Raw genomic sequence first — 22,456 nt, forward strand, 5'->3', positions numbered from 1 at the left:
CCTGGATGATCTGGCGATGGTGCTCGGTGTCGCGCCGGATACTGTAATAAAGCGCCCCAAGTAACGCAATTGATAATCGCTTTCATTCTCAGTGCATTTTGATGGGCGACTTGATATTCTCGGCGGCAACCCTATTTCATTCACCCTTCGGAGGTTCGCATGGGCCGTCGTTTTGCCCTCGCATTCAGCCTGCTCGGCTGTGCCCTTTCCCTCTCTTCCCCATCCGTCATGGCGGGGGAGCGTATCGTCAGCATAGGCCCGGCCACCACGGAACTCATCCTGGCACTGGGGGGCGAGCAGAGCCTGGTCGCCACCGATGTCAGCAGTCCGGAGCCCAGAGGCGTGCCCAAGGTCGGCTATCACCGTGCCCTCGCCGCCGAAGGGATCCTGAGCCTCTCTCCGACCCTGGTGGTCGGCAGCGACGAGATGGGCCCGAACAGCACGCTTGATCAGTTGCGCCGTGCCAACGTCAAGGTCGAGGTCATGGCCACAGCCCCTACGCTGGCCAACCTCAACGAGCGTATCGACACCCTGGCCCATCTCCTGGGTGACCAGACGGCAGGGAGCAAGCTCAAGGAGGAAATTGCCGCCCAAAGCGACACCCTGGCGGCGCAGGCGAAGCAGAACAAGCCCCTCAAGGTCGCCTTCCTGCTGCTGCACAAGGGTCAGCCCACCAGCATCGCTGGCGGCAACACCACCGCCAGCGCCCTCGTCACCCTGGCGGGCGGCGTCAATCCGGTGGCTGGGCTCCACGACTACAAGCCCGTTTCCACCGAATCCCTCATCGAGCTGCAGCCTGATCTGGTGCTGGTGAGCGGCCGCGACTGGCAGCAGTATCAGGATCCCGACGCCGTCCTGAGCCAGGTGCCGGCCCTGTCAGCCACCCCGGCAGGCAAGAACAAGGCTATCCACGCCATCGACGGACATGCCCTGCAAGGGGGCCTCAGCCTTCGTTCCTTGCAACAGGCGAACCAGATCGCCCAGTGGATCAAGCAGGGTTCCTGATGCGTCTGCCTCTGCCCTGGCTGCTCGCCCTGACCGGCTGCGCGCTGGCGTTGCTGCTGGTCGGGTCCCTCGCGACCGGCCCCATGTCCCTCTCCCTTGGTGAGAGCCTGCGCGCCCTGTTTGCCGGACCACAGAGCGGGATTGAGGCTCACAAATTATTGATCGTGCAGGAGATCCGTCTGCCACGAACCCTGCTCTGCATCGCCGTGGGGGGCATTCTCGGCCTCTGCGGCGCCGTCATGCAGGGACTGTTTCGCAACCCCCTGGCAGACCCCGGCATCATAGGGGTGTCGGGTGGCGCGGCACTCGGCGCGGCCCTGGCCATCGTGCTGCTCGCCCCGTTGGGCTCGCACCTGCAGAGCCTGCTCGGCCTGGGGTTGCTGCCCCTGCTCGCCTTTCTCGGCGGAGCCCTCACCACCACCCTCGTCTATCTGCTGGGTACCCGAGAAGGGGGCACCTCGGTCACCGTGATGCTGCTGGCCGGGGTGGCCATCACGGCGCTCTCCGGCGCCGTCATCGGACTGCTCACCTATCTCGCGGACGATCAGATGCTGCGCAACCTGAGCCTGTGGCAGATGGGCTCCCTGGCGGCAGGCAAGCCGGTCGATGTGACGCTGGCGCTGCTGACCCTGGCCGCTTTGCTGCTGCTGTTCATGCGCGATGCCAATCCCCTCAACGCCCTGCTGCTGGGAGAGGGAGAGGCACGGCATCTGGGGGTGAACGTGCAGACACTGAAGCGTCGCCTCATCCTGCTCACCGCTGCCGGTGTCGGCGTGGCGGTGGCCGTGGCGGGCATGATCGGCTTTGTCGGCCTAGTGGTTCCCCATCTGGTACGGCTGCTGGCCGGCCCCAACCATGTCCGCCTGCTCCCGCTGTCTGCCCTGCTGGGGGCTGGCCTGCTGCTGGGGGCCGACATGCTGGCGCGTACCCTGCTCGCACCGGCCGAGCTGCCCGTCGGCATCATCACCGCCCTGCTGGGGGCCCCCTTCTTCATCTGGCTCTTGGTCAAGAGCCGCCGAACCCTGTAACAGGAGATCGTCACTTTGCCCGGATCCCCCTCCCCCCTGCTCAGTTGCCGGGGTCTTCGCCTCAGTCGTGGCAACCGGCTTATCCTGGACAGCCTGGATCTCGACCTGCATGCCGGCAGCCTGACCGCCCTGCTCGGCCCCAACGGGGCGGGCAAAAGCTCACTGCTCAAGTGCCTGACCGGCGAGCTGGAACATGAAGGGGAGATCCACCTGTTCGGCCAGACCCGCAGGGGGTGGGCCGACAACGCTCTGGCACACCGGGTCGGTGTGCTGCCGCAAAGCTCCTCCTTGAGCTTCCCCTTCCTGTGCGAAGAGGTGGTGGCCATGGGCCGGCTGCCCCACAGCGAGCCTGCCAGCCGGCGCGACGAGATAGTCCGCGCCGCCATGACCCACGCCGGGGTCGACCATCTGGCAAACCGCCTCTATCCCGGCCTCTCCGGCGGGGAGCGTCAACGGGTGCAGTTCGCCCGGGTGCTGGCCCAGATCTGGCAGGCCCCGGAGGAACCGCAGCAAGCGCGGCTGCTGCTGCTGGACGAGCCCACCTCTGCGCTGGATCTCAAATACCAGCACCAGTTGCTCGCCATGGCCCGAGCACTGGCCGGTCGCAATACCGCCGTGCTGGTGGTGTTGCACGATCTCAATCTGGCAGCCCGCTACGCCGATAGGCTGGTGATGCTGGAGCAGGGCAGGCTGATGGCTGACGGCAGCGCAGGCGAGGTGCTGACCCCAGCGCTCATCGCGCGCCTCTACGACTACCCCGCACAGGTGATCCACCACCCCGAGAGCGGCGTCCCCATGGTGGTGTGACACCCAAGGGCAGATAGCAACAGAGCGCCATCAGGCGCTCTGTCTTTTTGCGGTATCCAGCCCTGGGCTGACCTGCAGGGCAACTCCCACGGGCACATCAGGCTATCTGGTAGCGTCCCGGCTTGTGATTGAGTGTCAACACCAGATTACAGATGATGGCTGCCACCACGGAAAGCACCAGCAGCCAGGGGGAGACCACGAAGAAAGAGGCGACCACGATGGCGCAATCCAGCCCCATTTGCAGCTTACCTGCCCGCACACCCCATCTGTCCTGAATGAAGAGCGCCAGGATGTTGAAGCCCCCCAGGCTCGCCTTGTGGCGGAACATGATGAGCAGCCCCATGCCGATCAGGGTGCCGCCGATCAGCGCCGCATAGACGGGTTCGATCTTGCCGATTTGCAGCACGGCGTTGAGGTGATCCGTCATGAATGAGACGGTGGCCACGGCGGCAAAGGTATTGAGGGTGAAACGCGGCCCCATTCTGAGCCAGGCCAGGGCATAGAAAGGCAGGTTCATGGCGAAGAACAGCAGGCCGAAGCTGATGCCGGTCACCTGTTGCAGCAGCAGCGCCAGGCCGGCGGTGCCACCGGTGAGCAGGCCGACCTGATGGAACAGGAAGATGCCGAGGGAAACGAAGCCTGCTGCGGTCAGCAAGGCGAGCACATCCTCATAGAGCGGGTGCGCAGAGCGTGAAGTGTTGTCCATAACCAGGTATCCAGTCGCGAAGCAAGAGAGTGTTAGCCGCCCGTCGGGCGGAGCGAGCCCCGTTAACCGGGGCTTCGTTATGCCGACAGTCTCCAATTTGAGTGAGATGGATCACAAGTCCCGCCCTTCACGCGCCAAAATGGTGCGCGTCATCCAGGCGTTACAATCCTTGCACCAAAATGTCCCGCACTCACCGCCGGCCTGATGCTGAAAAACCTGAAACGGGCCGCTGCCCCCGCGCCCGAATCGTTCTAGAATGAGTCGCTTGTCACTGCCAGCGGAACAACAGCGGATGAGAGTCACCGTATTCGGAATAGGTTATGTCGGGTTGGTTCAGGCCGCCGTACTGGCGGAGATGGGTCACAAGGTGGCCTGCGTGGATGTGGATGCCGACAAGGTCGCGGGCCTGAAAGAGGGGCGCATTCCCCTCTTCGAGCCCGGTCTCGCCCCCCTGGTGCAGCGCAACCATCAGGCCGGTCGCCTGATCTTCACCACAGACCCGGCACGGGCGGTGGAGTTTGCCGAGCTTATCTTCATCGCGGTCGGAACGCCGCCGGACGAGGACGGGTCTGCCGACCTCCATCAGGTAATGACGGTGGCGGACACCATAGGCCGCCTGATGCAAGGGGGCAAGGTGGTGGTCAACAAGAGCACTGTGCCTGTCGGCACCGCCAGCCGGGTACGGCGACACATTGCGGAGCGCCTCGCCGACCGTGGTCTCGACCTTCCGCTCGACGTGGTCTCCAACCCCGAATTTCTCAAGGAGGGCGCCGCCGTCGCCGACTGCCTGCGGCCGGATCGCATTATCATCGGCACCGACTCCGATCACGCCTTCTCCCTGCTGGAGGAGCTCTACGCCCCCTTCAACCGCAAGCGAGACCGCATCCTGCGGATGGATGCACGCAGCGCCGAACTGACCAAGTACGCCGCCAACGCCATGCTGGCGACCCGCATCTCCTTCATGAACGAGATGGCCACCCTGGCCGAAGCCCTGGGCGCCGACATCGAGGAGGTGCGCAAGGGCATTGGTGCCGATCCGCGCATCGGCCACCACTTCATCTACCCGGGCTGCGGTTATGGCGGATCCTGCTTCCCCAAGGATGTCAGGGCGCTGATCCACACCGCGAAGGAGGCGGGGTGCGAGACCCCCCTGCTGCGCTCGGTGGAGCAGGTCAACGAGGCGCAGAAGCACAGGCTCATGACCCGGCTGCACCACCATTTTGGTGCCAGTCTGTCGGGGCGCACCTTCGCGTTATGGGGACTCGCCTTCAAACCCAATACCGACGACATGCGCGAAGCCCCGAGCAGGGTGCTGATGGAGGCGATCTGGGCGGCAGGAGGCAAGGTGCAGGCGTTCGACCCCGAGGCCATGACCGAGGCCGCCCGCCTCTATGGCCAGCGGGCAGATTTGATCCTGTGCGACACCCAGGAAGCCGCCCTCCAGGGGGCTGACGCCCTGCTCGTCTGCACCGAGTGGCAACAGTTCCGCGCACCGGATTTCGACCTGCTTCGCCAGACCCTGAAGCAGGCCATCATCTTCGACGGCCGCAACCTCTATGATCCGGCCCGTCTGCGCCAGCGCGGTTTCACCTACTATGCCATCGGCCGTGGCGACAGCCTGGCTCATCAGGAGGAGCGATGAAGTACCTCGTCACCGGCGCCGCCGGGTTTATCGGATTTCATGTGGCGCGCAGGCTCTGTGGCGACGGCCATCAGGTGGTGGGGATAGACAACCTCAACGACTACTACGCGGTGAGCCTCAAGGAGGCGCGCCTAGCCCTGCTCACGCCTCTGCCCGGCTTTCGCTTCGAGCGCACCGATCTCGCGGACCGCGCGGCCATGGCCTCGCTCTTTGCCCGCGAGCAGTTTGACCGGGTGATCCATCTGGGGGCCCAGGCCGGGGTGCGCTACTCCCTGGACAACCCCTTCGCCTACGCCGACAGCAACCTCACCGGCCACCTTACCGTGCTGGAGGGGTGTCGCCAGACCCGGGTGCAACATCTGGTCTATGCCTCCTCCAGCTCGGTCTACGGGCTGAACGAACAGATGCCGTTCAAGCCGTCCGATGGGGCGGATCATCCCGTCTCCCTCTATGCGGCGAGCAAGAAGGCGGGGGAGCTGATGGCCCACTCCTACTCCCATCTCTACGGCCTGCCCACCACCGGGCTGCGCTTTTTCACCGTCTACGGCCCCTGGGGTCGGCCCGACATGGCCCTGTTCAAGTTCGTGCACGCCATCCTGAACGGCGACCCCATCGACCTCTACAACCAGGGCCAGCTCAGCCGGGATTTCACCCATGTCGACGACATCGTCGAGGGGATAGTGCGCATCTCACACAGCCCCCCCGCGGGCGATGCCCACTGGCAGGGGGCCCCGGACGCCAGCCCGGCCCCCTATCGCCTCTTCAACATCGGCAACGGCAGCCCGGTCAGGCTGCTGGACTTCGTGGATGCCATCGAGTCGGCCCTCGGCAAACGGGCCATCCGCAACATGCTGCCCATGCAGCCCGGCGACGTGCTCGCCACCTGGGCCGACACCCACTCGCTGTTCGACGCCACGGGCTATCGCCCCCGTGTCGGGCTCAAGGAAGGGGTAGACAGCTTTGTCCGCTGGTATCGGGACTACTACCGGGTCTGAGCCAAACGAGGTGGCAGGGTCCCCTGGCTCGCGACCCTGCGCTCAGGATGAAGGGGTATAGCTGAAGGGCACCATGGTGGGGGAGAGCCCACGACAGGCGGGTTTGAGGGCTTGCGGGCCTGCCAGCAGCCAGTCGGTGCGGTGACGGTTGCCGAGGTTTTCCATCTTCGCGGAGTCAAAACACCTCACCATCAGGTCGGCGCTCCCCAGTACCCAGCGCCCGGGGGCAGCCCCTATCCAGGCGGCAGCTTCCCTGGCCTGCTCCCCGTCCCCCATTAGATAAGGGTAATGTTTCACTGGTTGCAGGCTAAACAGCAGATGTTGCTCTTTGAAGCCCGCCAGCAGCAGTTCATCCCCCATAGGCACCTTCTGCGCCGCCAATGCCATGACTGCCTGAGGGGTGCGCACCTCGTTGAGGCGCACGCTGATCCAGCAGGAGTAGATCAGCCACCCCACCACCAGGGAGCTGAGAATGGCGGTCAGTGGCGCCCGGCGAAGCCAGGCATTGATCAGCAGCAAGGATCCCCCCAGCACCAGCAGGGGAAGCCAGGGCTCCGGCCCCAGTTCCCCCAGACGGCTGGCCACTCTGTCGCTAAATGCCAGCACCAGAGCCCCCACCAGCCCTGCCCCCCCCAGCAGCCAGCCAAGCCCGGCCAGCAGTCGCCCCGGCCAGACCCGGACCAGCAGGGTGCCGATGAAGGGTGCGGTCAGGAGCGCCAGGGCGGGCGTACCGGGCGTGATGTAGACGCCCCGCTTGCCCGGCGAGCAGGAGAAAAACAGCACCACCAGCACCAGATAACCCAGCAGCAGCAGGATACGCCTGTCCTGCGCCCGGATGGCGCGCCGCCAGGCCACCACCAGCCAGGGCAACAGCAGGGAGAGCGGCAGCCAGAACGGCGGGATCACCGAGATGAGGTAGTACCAGAAGGGTTTGACGTGATGCCAGGCGCTGGTATAGCGAGTCACCGTCTGGCGCAGCAGTATGTTGTCTCTGTAGGCCAGCAGGAGGGGATCCCCGCTTCGGGTCACGGCCTCCAGCATGGGGACCAGCCAGAGGCCCATCGCCAGGGCCATGGCCAGCGGCCCAAGCAGGGCCTTCAGCCAGGCTGACAAGGGCGCGGCGCGGATTTGCGACCTGTGGGTCCAGAGCGCGGGAAGCAGCACCAGCAGGGCCAGTACTCCTACCCCCTTGGTGATGACGCCAAGCCCAGCAGCAAACCAGCCGAGCCAGTACCAGCGCCACCCTCCCTCGCAGAGCAGGAAGCGCAGAAAGCCATAGAGACCGAGGGTGATGAAGGCCGTCGCCAGGGCATCGATCTGCGCCGTCTTGGCCTGCAGGGTGAACTGGACGGTGAACAGCAGCAATAGCCCGGCCATAAAGCCGACCGCTGGGTTCCATAACCGACGCCCCAGGTCCCACACCAGCAAGATGGTCAGCAAGCCAGACAGCAGGGAGGGCAGCAGAAAGGCCACCTTGATAGAGCCAGTCAACACATAACCGATCGCGATCCCCCACATAAACAGCGGCGGCTTGTCCGGATAGAGCTCCCCGCCGCGCATGGGGAAGAGCCACTGGCCACTCTCCACCATCTCCCGGGCGATCAGGGCGAAACGCGGCTCGTCCGCCGGCCAGGGGTCCCGCAGACCCAGCCCGGCCCCCAGCACCACCAGCGCGATCAGCAGCAACCAGCCAAGGGACGTCTGATTGAGCAGGGAGCGATCACTCACCATGACGAGCCTCCCCGGTCACTACCTTGTCCCGCCGCCAGCCCCGATGCTGGATATCGAGATAGAGGCTGTAGAGCGCGGTGAAGGTGGGGAAGAGGTTTTGCAGCACGCCGACAGAGTCCTGCTTGGGAGAGAAGGTGAAGTAGCTGAGCGTCATCAGGCTGCCGATCACGCTCATGTACCAGAACAGGCGCGGGATGACGGGTCGTCCCGCCCGCCTGGACGCCAGAAACTGCACCAGCCAGCGTCCGCCGAACATCAGCGCCCCTGTATAGCCGATCAGCTTCCAGCCGGTGACATGCACCCCGGTCCAGTCCAGCCAGTCGATGGGGGCAGACAGCCAGGCGTCCATCACTCCAGCATCTCCCGGATTTCAACCACCTTGGATCGGCGCTGCAACCACCAGACCCCGACCACATCCACCAGCCCGACCCAGAGCCGGTTCCAGACCCCGTATTTGGAGATCCCCGCTTGGCGTGGCCTGTGGTTGACCGGCCAGGGTGCCATGCGCCCCCCTTGTGCCTGGATCAGCGCGGGGATGTAGCGGTGCATGTGATTGAAGGCTGGCAGTTTCAGATACCAGTCGCGACGCACCACCTTGAGCCCGCAGCCGGTATCCGGAATACCGTCGCGCAGCAGCAGGTCGCGAAAGCCGTTGGCCAGCTTTGAAGAGAGGCGCTTGACCCAGTCGTCACGGCGGTTGACCCGGTGGCCGATGAGGCCCACCTGGTATGGATCGCTCTGGTAGCGGCGCATCGCCTCCTCCAGCATGGCGGGAATGTCGGCGGGATCGTTCTGACCATCGCCGTCGAGTACCACCAGCCAGTCGCCACGCCCGTGGCGCACTCCGCTCAGCACCGCCATGCTCTGGCCCACGGCATGGACATGGCGTAGCACCTTCAGCCTGGTGAAACGCGTCTGCAAATCGCGCAGTACCACATGGCTGTCGTCCACACTGCCATCGTCCACATAGATCAGTTCGTACTCGAACCTGCCCCCAAGGGCGGCATCTATTTCGCCGACAAGCGGGGCCAGATTGTCCCGCTCATCCTTGGCAGGCACCACGACAGAGATATCGACCGATTCGACCATATGCACATCCTGCCCTCATCAGAGGCGCTATCGATTCACCCGGCAGACCCGACGACATTGCATCGATGGCCTGGCTGACATCATGCAAATACAAGGCGTTAGAAAACAACTCTGTCAGCATATTGAACTTCAATTAACAAATCTATCAAAGCAGTCACTGACCCGGGAGCCTGCCGCTCCTCCTCTGCACCAAAAGTTCCATACCGTTTTCATCTCTGCCGCTCACCCACATAACCAGATGTTCCATCTGCTGGCTGGCGTCCCTCCCCGGATCGGGCCTATATGTTGCGGATACCAACGACGAGGTTTCCATGAAAAAACGACTCTGGGGCTGGGGACTCCTGATACTGCTCGCCACCACTTCCCACGCAGATCCCTTTCGTCAGGCCCCCAAGGCCATGAGCGCACTGCGCCAGGGTGCCGCCATGGAACAGGGAAACCCGCGGCAGGCCATCGCCCACTACTGCACCGCCGCCAACCTTGGCAACCCGGAAGCCTATTACCGCATCGGCCGCCTGCTGGCCCGCGGCCCCCAGGGGATCCGCAATGCCCGCAGCGCCAACGCCTACCTGGCCATGGCCATGCGCCTTGGCAACCAGCAAGCCGCCCGTTACTACAACGAGCGGGTCGGCAATGCGCCCCTGGGTACCTGCGGCATTGGAGGCGGTGGCGGAGCCCCCTGGGTGCGCCCCAGTACCCCCTTCGATCAGGAGCGCTACCTGGCCAGACAGTCACAGGCCAAGCAAAAGCTGGCCGTCATGATCCGCCAGGCCGCCCAGCGTCACAAAGTGGACCCTCAACTCGCCCTGGCCATCGCCATCGCCGAATCCAATCTGAACAGTACCGCCGTCTCCCCCAAGCAGGCGCAGGGCGTCATGCAGCTCATTCCCGAAACCCAGGCCCGCTTCGGCGTGACCCGGCCGTTCGATGCCCAGCAGAACATCCGTGGTGCCATGATCTACCTGAAGTGGCTGGAGAAGCAGTTCGGTCCGGACTGGGTGAGGATCAGCGCCGCCTACAACGCCGGGGAGCAGGCCGTGCTGCGCCACGGCGGTGTGCCGCCCTATCAGGAAACCCAGGAGTATGTGCAGCGGGTGCTCTACTACTCGGGGCAGGATCCTGACAAACCGGCCCGCCGCAACTCACCGCGCTGAGCTTACCCGGTTGCCCCTCTTCCCTCGCGCCTGTCGGCCGTCCCGGCCTGCGGCGCCCGGCTTTGCCGCCCCTCTCCCATTGGTTTACAATCGACGGGTTTTTTGGAACCGGGTTGACGGCCCGTCGACCCGGCCCCACCACGACATCAGTTTGTTAATGCCAAGACATTAAACTGCTGAAAGGAAGAGAATTAGCCAATGGCTCAATTTATTTACACCATGAACAGGGTCGGCAAGGTCGTGCCGCCCAAGCGTCATATTCTCAAGAACATCTCCCTCTCCTTCTTCCCGGGGGCCAAAATAGGCGTGCTGGGTCTGAACGGCGCCGGGAAATCGACCCTGCTGCGCATCATGGCGGGCATCGACACCGAGATCGAAGGGGAAGCCCGTCCGCAGCCCGGCATCAAGATCGGCTACCTGCCCCAGGAGCCGAAGCTGGATCCGGAGCAGACCGTACGCGAAGCGGTCGAAGAGGCGGTCGGCGACGTCAAACGCGCCATGGCGCGCCTCGACGAGGTCTATGCAGCCTATGCCGACCCGGATGCGGATTTTGACAAGCTGGCCCGCGAACAGGGCGAGCTGGAAGCCATCATCGCCGCCCAGGGCGGCCACAACATGGAAAACCAGCTGGAGCGCGCGGCCGATGCCCTGCGCCTGCCGGCCTGGGATGCCCAGATCAAGCACCTCTCCGGTGGTGAGCGCCGCCGCGTGGCCCTGTGCCGCCTGCTGCTGGAAAAACCGGACATGCTGCTGCTGGACGAACCGACCAACCACCTGGATGCGGAATCCGTGGCCTGGCTGGAGCGCTTCCTGCACGACTACGAAGGCACCGTCGTGGCCATCACCCACGACCGCTACTTCCTCGACAACGTGGCGGGCTGGATCCTGGAGCTGGACCGCGGCGAAGGCATCCCCTGGGAGGGCAACTACTCCTCCTGGCTGGAGCAAAAAGATGCCCGTCTGGCCCAGGAAGCCAGTTCCGAAGCCGCCCGTCGCAAGTCCATCGAGAAGGAACTGGAGTGGGTTCGTCAGAACCCGAAAGGCCGTCAGGCCAAATCCAAGGCTCGTATGGCTCGCTTCGAAGAGCTCAACACCAACGACTACCAGAAGCGCAACGAGACCAACGAGCTGTTCATTCCGCCCGGACCGCGCCTCGGCGACAAGGTGGTGGAGGTGGCCAACCTCTGCAAGTCCTATGGCGACCGCCAGTTGATCGACGATCTCTCCTTCTCCATTCCGAAGGGTGCCATCGTCGGCATCATCGGTCCGAACGGTGCCGGTAAATCGACCCTGTTCCGCATGATGTCGGGTCAGGAGCAGCCGGATTCCGGTTCCATCACCCTGGGTGACACCGTGGTGCTGGCCTCCGTGGATCAGTTCCGCGACAGCATGAACGACAAGAAGACGGTGTTCGAGGAAGTCGCCGACGGCCAGGACATCCTGCGCATCGGCAACTACGAGTTCCCGAGCCGCGCCTACATCGGCCGCTTCAACTTCAAGGGTTCCGACCAGCAGAAGCGGGTCGGCGAGCTCTCCGGTGGTGAACGTGGCCGTCTGCACCTGGCCAAGCTGCTGCAGACCGGCGGCAACGTGCTGCTGCTGGATGAACCGACCAACGATCTGGACATCGAAACCCTGCGCGCCCTCGAGAACGCCCTGCTGGAGTTCCCGGGTTGCGCCATGGTCATCTCCCACGACCGCTGGTTCCTCGACCGCATCGCCACCCACATCCTGGACTACCAGGACGAGGGCAAGATCGAATTCTTTGAAGGCAACTTCACCGAATACGAAGAGTGGAAGAAGAAGACCTACGGTGCCGAGGCTATTCAGCCGCGCCGCGCCAAGTACAAGCGCATTGCCAAGTAAGGCGAGGCAACAGCCGCGCCGCCAGGCATGACGTCACAAGGGGAGCCGGGGCTCCCCTTTTTTGCCTCTTCTGACTTACAATCTCCACCTCTACCCCAGCGATAGCGACCCATGATCCAAGCCTCCACCACCAGACTCACCATCCAGATCCGGCTCGAACCCGGCTGTCTGGGGCCGGATGGCAAGCAGCGCATCGATACCTTCTGCGCGGCCGCCAACCGGATCCTCGCCGCCATCGAACCCCGACGAGTGCACTGGGTGCTGCTGCCCCGCCATGACAAGCAACTGGCCGAGCAGGCCTACTTCCTCGATGGCCGTCCCTTGAGCGAAACCCAGGCCACCCTGCTGCTGCAACGCATGGGGTTGGCCCTCGATCCCTTGCTGGAGCAGAGCGATGCCGTGCTGAGCCAGCTTATCGAACGCTACCAGAAAAACCGTTGATCCCGATGTGGAAACGGGGCTCTATTGGTCCCCTTTCTCCTGCCTCCGGGAGAAAACGTTTGAATTTTTACTCTATTCATTGATCCGCCTCGCACATCCGGGGTTTGTAAACCTGGCCGCCTGTGTGAAAATGTGCGCGCTGTCACGGTATCAGGACGAGTCTGGTCACTTCACCGCCAGAATCAGGATCCGTCGCCCCGCATGGATGGGCCGGGCCCCCTGCTGCCTATTTCACGTCACCCATTGGAATCCAACATGAATCAACCACATCACGCTACCGGGCAGACCGCCAGCCCGGCTGCCGGGCAGGGATTGCTCGAGCGCCTGTTTGCCCTGCGCGGTCATGGCACCACGGCCCGCACCGAGGTGATCGCCGGCATCACCACCTTCCTGACCATGGTCTACATCGTCTTCGTCAACCCGCAGATCCTCTCTGCGGCAGGCATGGATACCCAGGCCGTGTTCGTTACCACCTGCCTCATCGCCGGCATCGGCAGCATCCTGATGGGTCTGCTGGCCAACCTGCCCATCGCCCTGGCTCCCGCCATGGGCCTCAACGCTTTCTTCGCCTTCGTGGTGGTGGCCGGCATGGGCTACTCCTGGCAAGTGGGCATGGGCACCATCTTCTGGGGTGCGCTGGGCCTGCTGATCCTGACCCTGCTGCGGGTACGCTACTGGCTCATCGCCAACATTCCCCTGACACTTCGGGTCGGCATCACCGCCGGCATCGGTCTGCTCATCGCCCTGCTCGGCCTGCACAATGCCGGCATCGTGGTCGCGAGCCCCGCCACCATGGTGACCGTGGGCAACCTCACCTCCCTGCCCTGCCTGCTGGGGCTGCTCGGCTTCTTCCTGATCTGCATCTTCTCCGCCCGCGGCGTCCACTCCGCCGTGCTCATCGCCATCGTGGTGACCACCACCCTGGGCTGGCTGTTCGGCGACGTCACCTTCAAGGGCTTCGTCTCCGTGCCGCCGAGCATTACACCGGTCTTCGGCCAGCTGGACCTGATGGGATCGCTGGACATCAGCCTCGCCGGGATCATCTTCTCCTTCATGCTGGTCAACCTGTTCGACTCTTCCGGCACCCTGATCGGCGTGACCAACCGCGCCAAGCTGGCGGATGACAAGGGGCACTTCCCGCGCATGAAGCAGGCCCTGGTGGTGGACAGCGTCAGCTCCGTCGGCGGCGCTTTCATGGGGACCTCGTCCGTGACGGCCTACATCGAGAGCAGCTCCGGCGTCGCCGTCGGCGGTCGCACCGGCCTGACCGCCATAGTGGTGGGCATCCTGTTCCTGCTGGCCATCTTCTTCTCTCCGGTGGCCGCCATGGTGCCGGCGTATGCCGCAGCGGGGGCCCTCATCTACGTGGGCGTGCTGATGTGCTCCGAGCTGACCCGGGTGAAGTGGGAAGACCTGACCGAAGCGGTGCCGGCCTTCATGACCGCGGTGATGATGCCGTTCAGCTTCTCCATCACCGAGGGGATCGCCGTGGGCTTCATCTCCTACTGCGTGATGAAGGCAGGCACCGGCCGCTGGCGCGAGATCAACCCCTGCGTGCTGGTGGTGGCCCTGCTCTTCGTCCTCAAGTTTGTCTGGGTCGATGCCCACTGATTTTTCTTCCATGGAAAGAAAACCAGACTCTGAAAACAAAAATGCCCGTCATCGACGGGCATTTTTTTATGGCGGGTACAGGGCTCAGCGAATGCCGCGGGCCTCACGGATCCACTCCCAGGCCTGCTGGATCTCCTGGGTCTTCTCCTTGGCCATCTCCATCATCTCGGGGGGCAATCCCTTGGCGGCCAGCTTGTCAGGGTGATGCTTGCTCATCTCCTTGCGATAGGCACGCTTGATCTCCTGATCGCTGTCGCTCTCGTTCACCCCGAGCAACTGATAGGCATCCTTGAGGCGATCCCGGGAGGGGGGCTCCTGGCGGTATTGCTGCCCCTGGCCACTGCCTTGCTGCTGACGGTGGAAGAAGTTCATCTGGGCCTCGGCCATGGCCAGAATGCGGGCCAGCTCGATGCGACTGAACCCCAGCTCGTCGGCGATGGTTTGCAGGATAGCCCGCTCGTTCGCCTCCACCTGACCGTCGGCGAAGGCGGCCTGCAGCTGGACCTCGAGGAAGAAGCGCAGAATGTCGCGCTGCCCCAGGCTCGCCTGGCGAAACTCCGCCAGGGTCTCGCGCAGGGGGAAGTCCGCCTCCTTGCCAAGGCGGAACGACTCCTGAGCCCGTACCCTCTGCTCTCCGGCCAGCCGCATCCTGTCCATCAGGTTGGACGCGACCCGTATTTCGTGCTCGGTGACCTGGCCGCTCGCCTTGGCGATGTGGCCCATGACGGCGAAGGTGGCATGGAAAAAGACGGCCTGTTGCTGCTGGCTGGGTGCCCGCTGGAAGGCCCCGCGGATCCCCATGCCCCGATCGAAGCGATGGCCGATCCACAGGCCCAGCAGGGCGCCGAAGATGTTGCCGAGCAGAAAACCGAAGAAGGTGCCAAGCACCTTGCCCCAAATACGCATGGTTCAAGACCTCGTGATGTTAATGGGTGCCGGCGAGCAGTTGCTCGTCCAGCTCGCGCAGCCGATCGACGGTGCCGATGTCGCGCCACTCGCCTGCCAGCAGGCTGCCACCCACCCGTCCCTGCGCCATCCAGTCGCGCAGCAGGGGGGCCAGCTTGCGCGCCCCGCAGGGCAAGCCAGCAAAGGCAGCGGGGTGATAGAGACCGACGCCGCTGAAGGTGAGGGCCGGGGTGTCCAGCACCCGACCCGCTTGCAGGGAGAAGTCCCCTTGCGGATGCTGGGGAGGGTTGGGTACCAGCCAGAGGTGGGCGAGATCCTCCCCAAGCGGCTGGCTCACCAGAGCGCGATAATCCAGGTCGAGCCAGGTATCGCCGTTGATCACCAGAAAGGGTTCGCTGCCCAGCAGGGGCAGCGCCTGCACGATGCCGCCGGCAGTCTCGAGCGCGCTCTCTTCGGCCGACCAGTGGATGGATACCCCGAGCGCACTGCCATCGCCGAGGGCCGCCACCAGCTTGTGTCCGAGCCAGGCGTGGTTGATCACAAGCTGGGTCACCCCGGCAGCAGCCAGCTTCTCGATGTGGTGCACGATGAGCGGCTTGCCCCCCGCCGCCAGCAGCGGCTTGGGCAGCAGATCGGTGAGCGGACGCATCCGCTCGCCGCGCCCGGCGGCCAGGATCATCGCCTTCATGGTGTCACCCCGGTGCGCGCCAATCCCGGCAGCACCACCTGCTCCAGCCACTGGCCGAAGCGGGCCAGCACCGGATAGGCGGCGCCATGGCTGCGACAGACATCGACCACGTAGCCCAGGGTACGGGGAATGTCCTTGAGGTAGCCGGCCTTGCCATCGCGGTGATAGAGGCGGGTGAAGAGACCCGCCGCCTTGAGATGACGCTGCATGCCGGTTAGATCGGCTGCGCGACGAAACGCGGCATAGTCCAGATTGTCGAGCAGGCCGGCCTCTTGCAGGGTGTCGAAGCCAAGTCGCATGCCCTGCTCGATCACCACGTCCGGCCAGCGCACGTAGCAATCTTTGAGCAGGGAGACCAGGTCATAGCTCAGCGGCCCGATGACCATGTCCTGGAAGTCGATAAGGGCGAGGTCGCTCTCCTTCGGGTTCATCCCGCCGCACACCATCAGGTTGCGGCTGTGGAAGTCCCGGTGCATCACTCCTTGTGGCTGGGCCAGGTTGCTCGCCGTGAGGCAGGCGAAGGTCTCCGCCAGCAACTGCTGCTCTTCATCGCTCAGGGTCAGTTGCAGGTGATGCCCCAGCAGCCACTCGGGGAAGATGGCATTTTCGCGGGCCATGAAGGCCTCATCGAAGGGCTCGAGCTCGAGCGCCACGGCGCCGAGCCCTGGCAGCAGGGCGATGGCCTTGCCATACCAGGCCAGTACGCTCTCTTCGTTCAGGCAGCCGATAAGCTGGGTATCCCCCAGATCCGTCACCGCCAGCAATCCCTGCTCGTAGTCGACCCCCTTTACCTCGGGGGCCAGCAGCCCCGCATCGTGCAGGGCGGTCGCATTGCGAACGAATTCATGATTTTTTTCGGTTTTCGGATTAGCATCCACCCACACCAGACCGCCGCCCCGGAAGTAGCGGCGGAAACTGGCGTCACCGGAAATAAGCGTCAACGAGAGGTTGGCGTCACCGGAAATCCGGCGAGCCCATTGCAAAAGCAGGGAAGCGCGATCGTGCATGAGTCGGGAACCAAATTGGAAAGCAGCACTTGGCTGTTAGCCCTGGCCGCAATAATGCTTTATCATTGCCGGCTAACATAAAGCAATGACATGCAATGTCAACTCGATGGATCCTGACATAAAATGCATGCCCTGAATCCACCGTTTTTACTACGGATTGCGCGAGCCTTTCACATGACAAAATGGACACTGGGATACTCCTGTCCCATCGCCCTGACCATCAGCCTTGTTCCTGCCCTGAGTCCGCTCATGGCCCAGGCAGCGCCACTCAATGCGCCACCCGCTACCGGGATCCTCGACAGCCTCTGCTATGACTATGTCCCCAAGATAGAGAAGCCCAGTGCGGGCCAGGACGCCAATACCCAGCCCGTCGAGGTGGATGCCGATCGCCTGGAGGCCAAGCAGGGCGGTACCGCCGTCTACGAGGGTGACGTCAAGGTGCGCCAGGGCGTGCGCAAGTTCGACTCCGACTATGCCCAGCTCGACCAGAAGAGCCGGGATGTCATCGCCATCGGCAACATCTATTACAACGATGGCCAGATCACGGTCACCAGCGACAAGACCCTGAAATCCAACCTGGACACCAAGAACTCCGAGCTGGAAGAGGGCAAGTATCAAGTCCATGGCTCACCGGTGCGCGGCTTCGCCGAAAAGGTGACCATGACCAACAACAACCAGAACATCACTCTGGAAGGGGCCCAGTACACCACCTGCCCACCGGGCCAGGAGGCCTGGACCCTGAAGGCCGGCAGCATCGACATCGATCAGTCCGAGGTATTTGGGGAGGCATGGAACGCCAGCCTCTGGCTCTATGACTATCCGGTCTTCTACTTCCCCTATATCAACTTCCCCATCAAGGATGAGCGCAAGACCGGTCTGCTCTACCCGGGCTATACCCAAAGCTCCAAGAACGGTATGGACATCACCCAGCCGTTCTACTGGAACATCGCCCCCAACTACGATGCCACCATCACCTCCCGCTTCATGGACAGACGGGGCCTGATGGAACAGGTCGAGTTCCGCTACATGCCGGACCCGGCCCACGTGGGGAGCCTCTACTTCGAGAACCTGGCGGACGACAAGCAGTACGACGAGACGGCCAGCCTCAATCAGCATCTCTCTGATGGTCACCGTTACCTGCTGAGTGCCCGCCACACCTCCATGTTCATGGACAACGCCATGCGGGTGTCGGTGGACTACACCAAGGTACGGGACCAGGACTACAACTACTTCAACGACTTCACCCCCAAGGTGGGGACCCAGGTCGACAACCAGTTGCAGCAATCCCTGAAGGCGGGTTACTACCAGCAGAACTGGAACCTCGATGCCGAGGTACGGACCTACCAGATCCTGCTGGCCAGCGCCCAGCAGCCCCACGAGCTGATGCCGCGCATCAACCACAACTACTACCAGCAGGGCAGCTGGTACGATCTGGCCTGGAATACCGAGCTGACCAACTTCGGCTACAACAACGATCAGGCCATCGAGCAGAACAAGGGTGAAGCCTACACCGGCACCCGGGTCTACACGGCCCCCACCCTGACCATCCCCCTCGTTGACGAGGCGGGTTACTTCCTCGACAGCCAGTACAAGCTGATGTACACCCGTTACGACCAGACGGTGCCTGACCAGATGAGCAGCACCTTCACCAATCGTTTCACCCCGAGAGAGGGCGGCGACGTCACCCTGGAAGAGGGGACCATCACCCGGGTACTGCCCTCGTTCCGTCTCAAGGGTGGCATGACCTTCGAGCGGGATCAGCAGTGGTTTGGCGAGGGAGCCAACCAGACCCTGGAGCCTGAATTCCAGTACCTCTATGTGCCCTATAAAGATCAGGACAACATCGGCGTCTATGACTCCACCACCATGCGCCAGGACTACTACAGCCTGTTCAGCGATCGCCGCTTCGCCGGTCTGGACCGCATCAGCGACTCCAACCGGCTCTCCTTGGGGGTCACCACCCGCATTTATGATCCGGCCGGGGATGAACGAATCCGGTTGGCCGTTGCCCAAGCCTTCGACTTCGTGGCGCCCAGGGTCAAGCTTTACAGCAGCGATGAGCTGAGTACCAATACCCGCTCCCCTCTGTCGTTCGAGGGTGACGCCAAGATCAACGAGCAGTGGTATGCCCATGCGGGGGCACAATATGATATGGAACAGCGCCAGATAAGCTCTGCCAACAGCGCCCTGGAGTACCGTCACGAGAAGTTGATCAGCCAGTTGAACCACCGCTTCGTGCGGGATGCCAACTACGACCTCGACCACAAGGGCCAGGTGACGGATCTCAACCAGATCGGCCTGCTGCTGACCACCCCGCTGGACGATCGCTGGCACCTTTATGGCGGCTACTATCAGGAGCTCAACCAGAACGTCAAAGTGGACCGCAAGGTGGGTCTGAAATACGACTCCTGCTGCTGGAGCATCAACTTCAACCTGGAATGGGTCAACACGCCAGACAACGTGAACCTGACCCCGACGTCCGAGCGCAGCCTCGGCATTCAATTTGAAATGAAAGGATTGGGTAGCGTGGGTACCGGCTCCAAGGGCACCTCCCTGGACACCGAAGCACTGCCTTACATTCGTCCGTTTAACCTGCGAGACCAGTAACCGGTCTGGCAAACGCCTTGAGAGATGGATATGAAGAAGACGTTGATTTCCCTGCTGACCGCAGGCCTGTTCGGAGTCATGAGCCAGGGTGCCCTCGCCGCCCCCGAGCTGATGGACAAGGTGCTTGCCGTGGTCAACAAGGATGTGGTGCTGGCCAGTCAGCAGGAGGCCCTGGTGCAAAAGGTCAAGGCCTCCGCCCAGGAGAGCGGCCAGTCCCTGCCCGATGACGTCACCCTGCGCAAGCAGGCGCTGGATCGCCTGATCCAGGAGAGCCTGCAACTGCAACTGGCGGAGCGCCAGGGGCTCAAGATCAGTGACACCCAGCTGGAACAGGCCATTCAGAGCATCGCCGCCGACAACAAGATGAACCTGGAGCAACTGCGCGCCCAACTGGAGCGGGAAGGCCTGACCTACGCCCAGTACCGTGAGGAGGTGCGCCGCGAAATCCTGATGAACGAGGTGCGCCGCAGCCAGGTCCGCCGTCGCATCAACATCTCCGATCAGGAGGTCAAGCAGGTGGTCGAGGCCCTGAGCAAACAGGGCCAGCAGCAGACGTCATATCATATCGGCCATATCCAGGTCGCGCTGCCGGACAACCCGAATGCCGAGCAGCTCAACGCCGCCAAGGCCAAGATCGAGCGCATTCTGGCGTCCCTCAAAGAGGGGGCCGACTTCCGCAAGCTGGCCATTGCCGAGAGTAACGGTCCCAAGGCGCTGGAAGGAGGTGACTGGGGCTGGTTGAGCCCGCAGGAGATGCCCACCCTGATGGCGGAAGCCGTGCAAGGGGCCGGCAAGGGTGACATCGTCGGCCCGCTGCGCTCCGGCGCCGGTCTGCACATCATCAAGATCTTCGACACCAAGGGTCAGCAACAGGTCATGCAGACCGAGGTCAAGGCGCGCCACATCCTGATCAAGCCCTCCATCATCCTGAGCGAGGAGAAGGCCAAGGGCACCCTGGACGGCATCCTGCACGACATCAAGAGCGGCAAGGCCAGCTTTGCCAGCATGGCAGAGAAATACTCCGAGGATCCGGGCTCTGCGGTGCAGGGTGGCGAGCTGGGCTGGTCTGATCCCAACGTCTATGTGCCGGAATTCCGCGACATGCTGGGGCGCCTGCAACCGGGCCAGATCAGCGAACCCTTCCGCACCAGCCACGGCTGGCACATCGTGCAGCTCGAGGATCGCCGCAGCCAGGACGCCACCGGCAAGGCCCAGGAGCAACGCGCCTACCAGCTCATCTTCAACCGCCGCTTCGCCGAAGAGTCCCAGGCCTGGCTGGATGAGCTGCGCGACGAAGCCTACATCCAGATCGAACCCAATTGATGGGCGACAAGCAGATGAACAAGGCGCATCCAGCGCACGCCGAGGCACAGCTGAGCTGCCACCGGCTTGCCATCACCCCGGGTGAACCAGCCGGGATCGGTCCGGATCTGGTGCTGCAGATTGCCCAGCAGGATTGGCCGCACCAGCTGGTGGTGATCGCCGATCCCGCCCTGTTGCGCGAACGGGCCGCCCTGCTGGGGCTGCCCGTCGAGCTTGAACCCTATGACGAAAGCGCCCCCACCCGTCCGCAGCGGGCGGGGACTCTGACCGTCTGCCCCGTGCCGCTCGGCGCCCCCGTGGTGCCAGGCAAGCTGGATGAGGGCAACGGCGCCTATGTGCTGGCTACCTTGCAGCGCGCCTGCGACGGCAACCTGAGCGGCGAATTTGCCGCCGTGGTGACCGGGCCGGTGCACAAGGGGATCATCAACCAGGCGGGCGTCTCGTTCAGCGGTCACACCGAGTTCTTCGCCCAGCAGTCCGACACCGCCGATGTGGTGATGCTGCTGGCCACCGAAGGGCTGAGAGTGGCCCTCGCGACCACCCATATTCCCCTTGCCTATGTTGCCAAGGCCATCACCGAGGATCGCCTTGGCAAGGTGATCCGCATCCTGGATGCGGATCTCAGGCGCAAGTTCGGCATCGAACAGCCCCGGATCTATGTCTGCGGCCTCAATCCCCATGCCGGGGAAGGGGGTCATCTGGGCCGTGAAGAGATCGATGTCATCGAACCCGCCCTGGCCGCCCTGCGCCAGGAAGGGATCGATCTGGTCGGCCCGCTGCCGGCCGATACCCTGTTCCAGGACAAATACCTCAAGGATGCGGATGCGGTACTCGCCATGTACCACGATCAGGGGCTGCCCGTGCTCAAGTACAAGGGCTTTGGCAACTCGGTCAACATCACCCTCGGACTTCCCTTCATCCGTACCTCGGTGGACCATGGCACCGCGCTGGATCTGGCAGGCAAGAACCTGGCAGACCCCGGCAGCCTCACCACCGCGATCAACCACGCCATCCAGATGGTAGAGAAAAAAAGATATGAGCAGTAAGGTGCACATGGGCCACACGGCCCGTAAGCGTTTCGGTCAAAACTTCTTGCACGACCGGTATGTGATCGACCAGATAGTGGCCGCCATCAACCCGCAACCGGGTCAGAATCTGGTGGAGATTGGCCCGGGTCTGGCCGCGCTCACCGAGCCGGTCGCCGCCCAGATGGACAAGATGACCGTGGTCGAGCTGGACCGGGATCTTGCCGCACGTCTGCGCGAACACCCCACCCTGAAAGAGAAGCTGACCGTCATCGAAGCCGATGCCATGCGCTTTGACTTCAGCACCCTGATGGGGGAAGGCAAGGGGCCGCTGCGCATCTTCGGCAACCTGCCCTACAACATCTCCACCCCCCTCATCTTCCACCTGTGCGAATTTGCCGACCGGGTGGAGGACATGCACTTCATGCTGCAAAAGGAAGTGGTGCTGCGTCTAGCCGCCGGCCCGGGCAGCAAGGCCTATGGCCGTCTGAGCGTGATGACCCAGTACTACTGTCAGGTAGTGCCGGTGCTGGAAGTGGGCCCGGGCGCCTTCAAGCCGGCGCCGAAGGTGGATTCCGCCGTGGTGCGTCTGATCCCGCACAAGAACCCGACTATCGTCGCCAAAGACATTCGTTGCCTGAACCGGGTCTGCACCGAAGGCTTCGGCCAGCGTCGCAAGACCATTCGCAACAGCTTCTCCAACTTCATCACCGACGCCCAGCTGACCGAGCTTGGCATCGATGGCAACCTGCGCCCGGAGAATCTCTCCCTCGAGCAGTTCGTCACGATCGCCAACTGGCTGGCCGACCAGCAACAGGCCTGATC

Annotated in this window: 20 protein-coding genes; 13 read left to right on the forward strand and 7 right to left on the reverse strand. The window is 63.4% G+C overall.

All coding sequences use genetic code 11. The annotated features are described in order from the left end of the window. Nucleotides 1–159: 159 nt before the first annotated feature. Genes PG883_RS13925 through PG883_RS13935 form a run of 3 tightly spaced genes read left to right on the forward strand, consistent with a single transcriptional unit; the run spans nt 160 to nt 2,840 of the window. Nucleotides 160–1,005 (forward strand): heme/hemin ABC transporter substrate-binding protein, encoded by an 846-nt coding sequence (locus PG883_RS13925; RefSeq protein WP_128296470.1) that lies wholly within the window; start codon nt 160–162, stop codon nt 1,003–1,005. Further along, nucleotides 1,002–2,033, forward strand: coding sequence for a FecCD family ABC transporter permease (locus tag PG883_RS13930; RefSeq protein ID WP_039040072.1), 1,032 nt, complete (start codon nt 1,002–1,004; stop codon nt 2,031–2,033). Before PG883_RS13925 ends, PG883_RS13930 begins: the two co-directional genes overlap by 4 nt. Nucleotides 2,034–2,048: 15 nt before the next feature. Continuing rightward, complete coding sequence (locus PG883_RS13935) at nt 2,049–2,840, forward strand: heme ABC transporter ATP-binding protein (protein ID WP_042016790.1); 792 nt, start codon at nt 2,049–2,051, stop codon at nt 2,838–2,840. Between the two features lie 97 nt (nt 2,841–2,937). Here PG883_RS13935 and PG883_RS13940 read toward each other — a convergent pair whose 3' ends face one another. Then, on the reverse strand, nt 2,938–3,546 hold the full coding sequence (locus PG883_RS13940; protein ID WP_010673223.1) for a YitT family protein: 609 nt from the start codon (nt 3,544–3,546) through the stop codon (nt 2,938–2,940). Between the two features lie 292 nt (nt 3,547–3,838). Here PG883_RS13940 and PG883_RS13945 point away from each other — a divergent pair, with 292 nt between their 5' ends. Both PG883_RS13945 and PG883_RS13950 read left to right on the forward strand, forming a co-directional pair. Further along, nucleotides 3,839–5,188 carry a UDP-glucose dehydrogenase family protein gene (locus tag PG883_RS13945; RefSeq protein ID WP_270807330.1) on the forward strand — a complete coding sequence of 450 codons (1,350 nt, stop codon included), beginning with the start codon at nt 3,839–3,841 and terminating at the stop codon, nt 5,186–5,188. Further along, the gene (locus PG883_RS13950; RefSeq protein WP_270807331.1) at nt 5,185–6,183 is read left to right on the forward strand and encodes an NAD-dependent epimerase; all 999 of its coding nucleotides are present in this window, start codon (nt 5,185–5,187) and stop codon (nt 6,181–6,183) included. Before PG883_RS13945 ends, PG883_RS13950 begins: the two co-directional genes overlap by 4 nt. Before the next feature lie 42 nt (nt 6,184–6,225). Here PG883_RS13950 and PG883_RS13955 read toward each other — a convergent pair whose 3' ends face one another. Genes PG883_RS13955 through PG883_RS13965 form a run of 3 tightly spaced genes read right to left on the reverse strand, consistent with a single transcriptional unit; the run spans nt 6,226 to nt 9,003 of the window. Beyond that, the gene (locus PG883_RS13955; RefSeq protein WP_270807332.1) at nt 6,226–7,914 is read right to left on the reverse strand and encodes an ArnT family glycosyltransferase; all 1,689 of its coding nucleotides are present in this window, start codon (nt 7,912–7,914) and stop codon (nt 6,226–6,228) included. Next, nucleotides 7,904–8,263 (reverse strand): lipid-A-disaccharide synthase N-terminal domain-containing protein, encoded by a 360-nt coding sequence (locus PG883_RS13960; protein WP_041211329.1) that lies wholly within the window; start codon nt 8,261–8,263, stop codon nt 7,904–7,906. The genes PG883_RS13955 and PG883_RS13960 overlap by 11 nt, the downstream gene beginning before the upstream one ends. Then, nucleotides 8,263–9,003: a glycosyltransferase family 2 protein gene (locus PG883_RS13965; protein WP_042016786.1), complete on the reverse strand. Its 741-nt coding sequence runs from the start codon at nt 9,001–9,003 to the stop codon at nt 8,263–8,265. Before PG883_RS13965 ends, PG883_RS13960 begins: the two co-directional genes overlap by 1 nt. Nucleotides 9,004–9,314: 311 nt before the next feature. Here PG883_RS13965 and PG883_RS13970 point away from each other — a divergent pair, with 311 nt between their 5' ends. The 4 genes from PG883_RS13970 (at nt 9,315) to PG883_RS13985 (ending at nt 14,075) form a co-directional block, all read left to right on the forward strand. Continuing rightward, the gene (locus PG883_RS13970) at nt 9,315–10,157 is read left to right on the forward strand and encodes a lytic transglycosylase domain-containing protein (protein WP_048208292.1); all 843 of its coding nucleotides are present in this window, start codon (nt 9,315–9,317) and stop codon (nt 10,155–10,157) included. Between the two features lie 198 nt (nt 10,158–10,355). Continuing rightward, a complete protein-coding gene (gene ettA, locus PG883_RS13975) occupies nt 10,356–12,023 on the forward strand; it encodes an energy-dependent translational throttle protein EttA (protein ID WP_010673216.1) in 1,668 nt (555 codons plus the stop codon). A gap of 111 nt (nt 12,024–12,134) precedes the next feature. After that, the gene (locus PG883_RS13980) at nt 12,135–12,464 is read left to right on the forward strand and encodes a hypothetical protein (protein WP_134997928.1); all 330 of its coding nucleotides are present in this window, start codon (nt 12,135–12,137) and stop codon (nt 12,462–12,464) included. A gap of 255 nt (nt 12,465–12,719) precedes the next feature. Further along, nucleotides 12,720–14,075 carry an NCS2 family permease gene (locus PG883_RS13985; protein WP_104454691.1) on the forward strand — a complete coding sequence of 452 codons (1,356 nt, stop codon included), beginning with the start codon at nt 12,720–12,722 and terminating at the stop codon, nt 14,073–14,075. 84 nt (nt 14,076–14,159) lie between these two features. Here PG883_RS13985 and djlA read toward each other — a convergent pair whose 3' ends face one another. From djlA to PG883_RS14000, 3 genes are read right to left on the reverse strand one after another with little or no spacing between them, the layout of a single operon-like run. Further along, the gene (gene djlA / locus PG883_RS13990; protein ID WP_223952343.1) at nt 14,160–14,981 is read right to left on the reverse strand and encodes a co-chaperone DjlA; all 822 of its coding nucleotides are present in this window, start codon (nt 14,979–14,981) and stop codon (nt 14,160–14,162) included. Between the two features lie 19 nt (nt 14,982–15,000). After that, a complete protein-coding gene (murU, locus tag PG883_RS13995; protein WP_069651829.1) occupies nt 15,001–15,669 on the reverse strand; it encodes an N-acetylmuramate alpha-1-phosphate uridylyltransferase MurU in 669 nt (222 codons plus the stop codon). Next, nucleotides 15,666–16,676: an aminoglycoside phosphotransferase family protein gene (locus tag PG883_RS14000; protein ID WP_270807333.1), complete on the reverse strand. Its 1,011-nt coding sequence runs from the start codon at nt 16,674–16,676 to the stop codon at nt 15,666–15,668. Before PG883_RS14000 ends, murU begins: the two co-directional genes overlap by 4 nt. A 174-nt stretch (nt 16,677–16,850) precedes the next feature. Here PG883_RS14000 and lptD point away from each other — a divergent pair, with 174 nt between their 5' ends. From lptD to rsmA, 4 genes are read left to right on the forward strand one after another with little or no spacing between them, the layout of a single operon-like run. After that, the gene (gene lptD / locus PG883_RS14005; RefSeq protein WP_236275103.1) at nt 16,851–19,283 is read left to right on the forward strand and encodes an LPS assembly protein LptD; all 2,433 of its coding nucleotides are present in this window, start codon (nt 16,851–16,853) and stop codon (nt 19,281–19,283) included. 30 nt (nt 19,284–19,313) lie between these two features. Beyond that, nucleotides 19,314–20,606 (forward strand): peptidylprolyl isomerase SurA, encoded by a 1,293-nt coding sequence (gene surA, locus PG883_RS14010; protein WP_010673209.1) that lies wholly within the window; start codon nt 19,314–19,316, stop codon nt 20,604–20,606. 50 nt (nt 20,607–20,656) lie between these two features. Next, nucleotides 20,657–21,652 carry a 4-hydroxythreonine-4-phosphate dehydrogenase PdxA gene (gene pdxA / locus PG883_RS14015; RefSeq protein ID WP_236277264.1) on the forward strand — a complete coding sequence of 332 codons (996 nt, stop codon included), beginning with the start codon at nt 20,657–20,659 and terminating at the stop codon, nt 21,650–21,652. Further along, complete coding sequence (gene rsmA, locus PG883_RS14020) at nt 21,642–22,454, forward strand: 16S rRNA (adenine(1518)-N(6)/adenine(1519)-N(6))-dimethyltransferase RsmA (protein ID WP_010673207.1); 813 nt, start codon at nt 21,642–21,644, stop codon at nt 22,452–22,454. The genes pdxA and rsmA overlap by 11 nt, the downstream gene beginning before the upstream one ends. Nucleotides 22,455–22,456 lie beyond the last annotated feature (2 nt).

Source organism: Aeromonas sp. QDB25, from assembly GCF_027707725.1.
GTDB lineage: Bacteria > Pseudomonadota > Gammaproteobacteria > Enterobacterales > Aeromonadaceae > Aeromonas > Aeromonas caviae.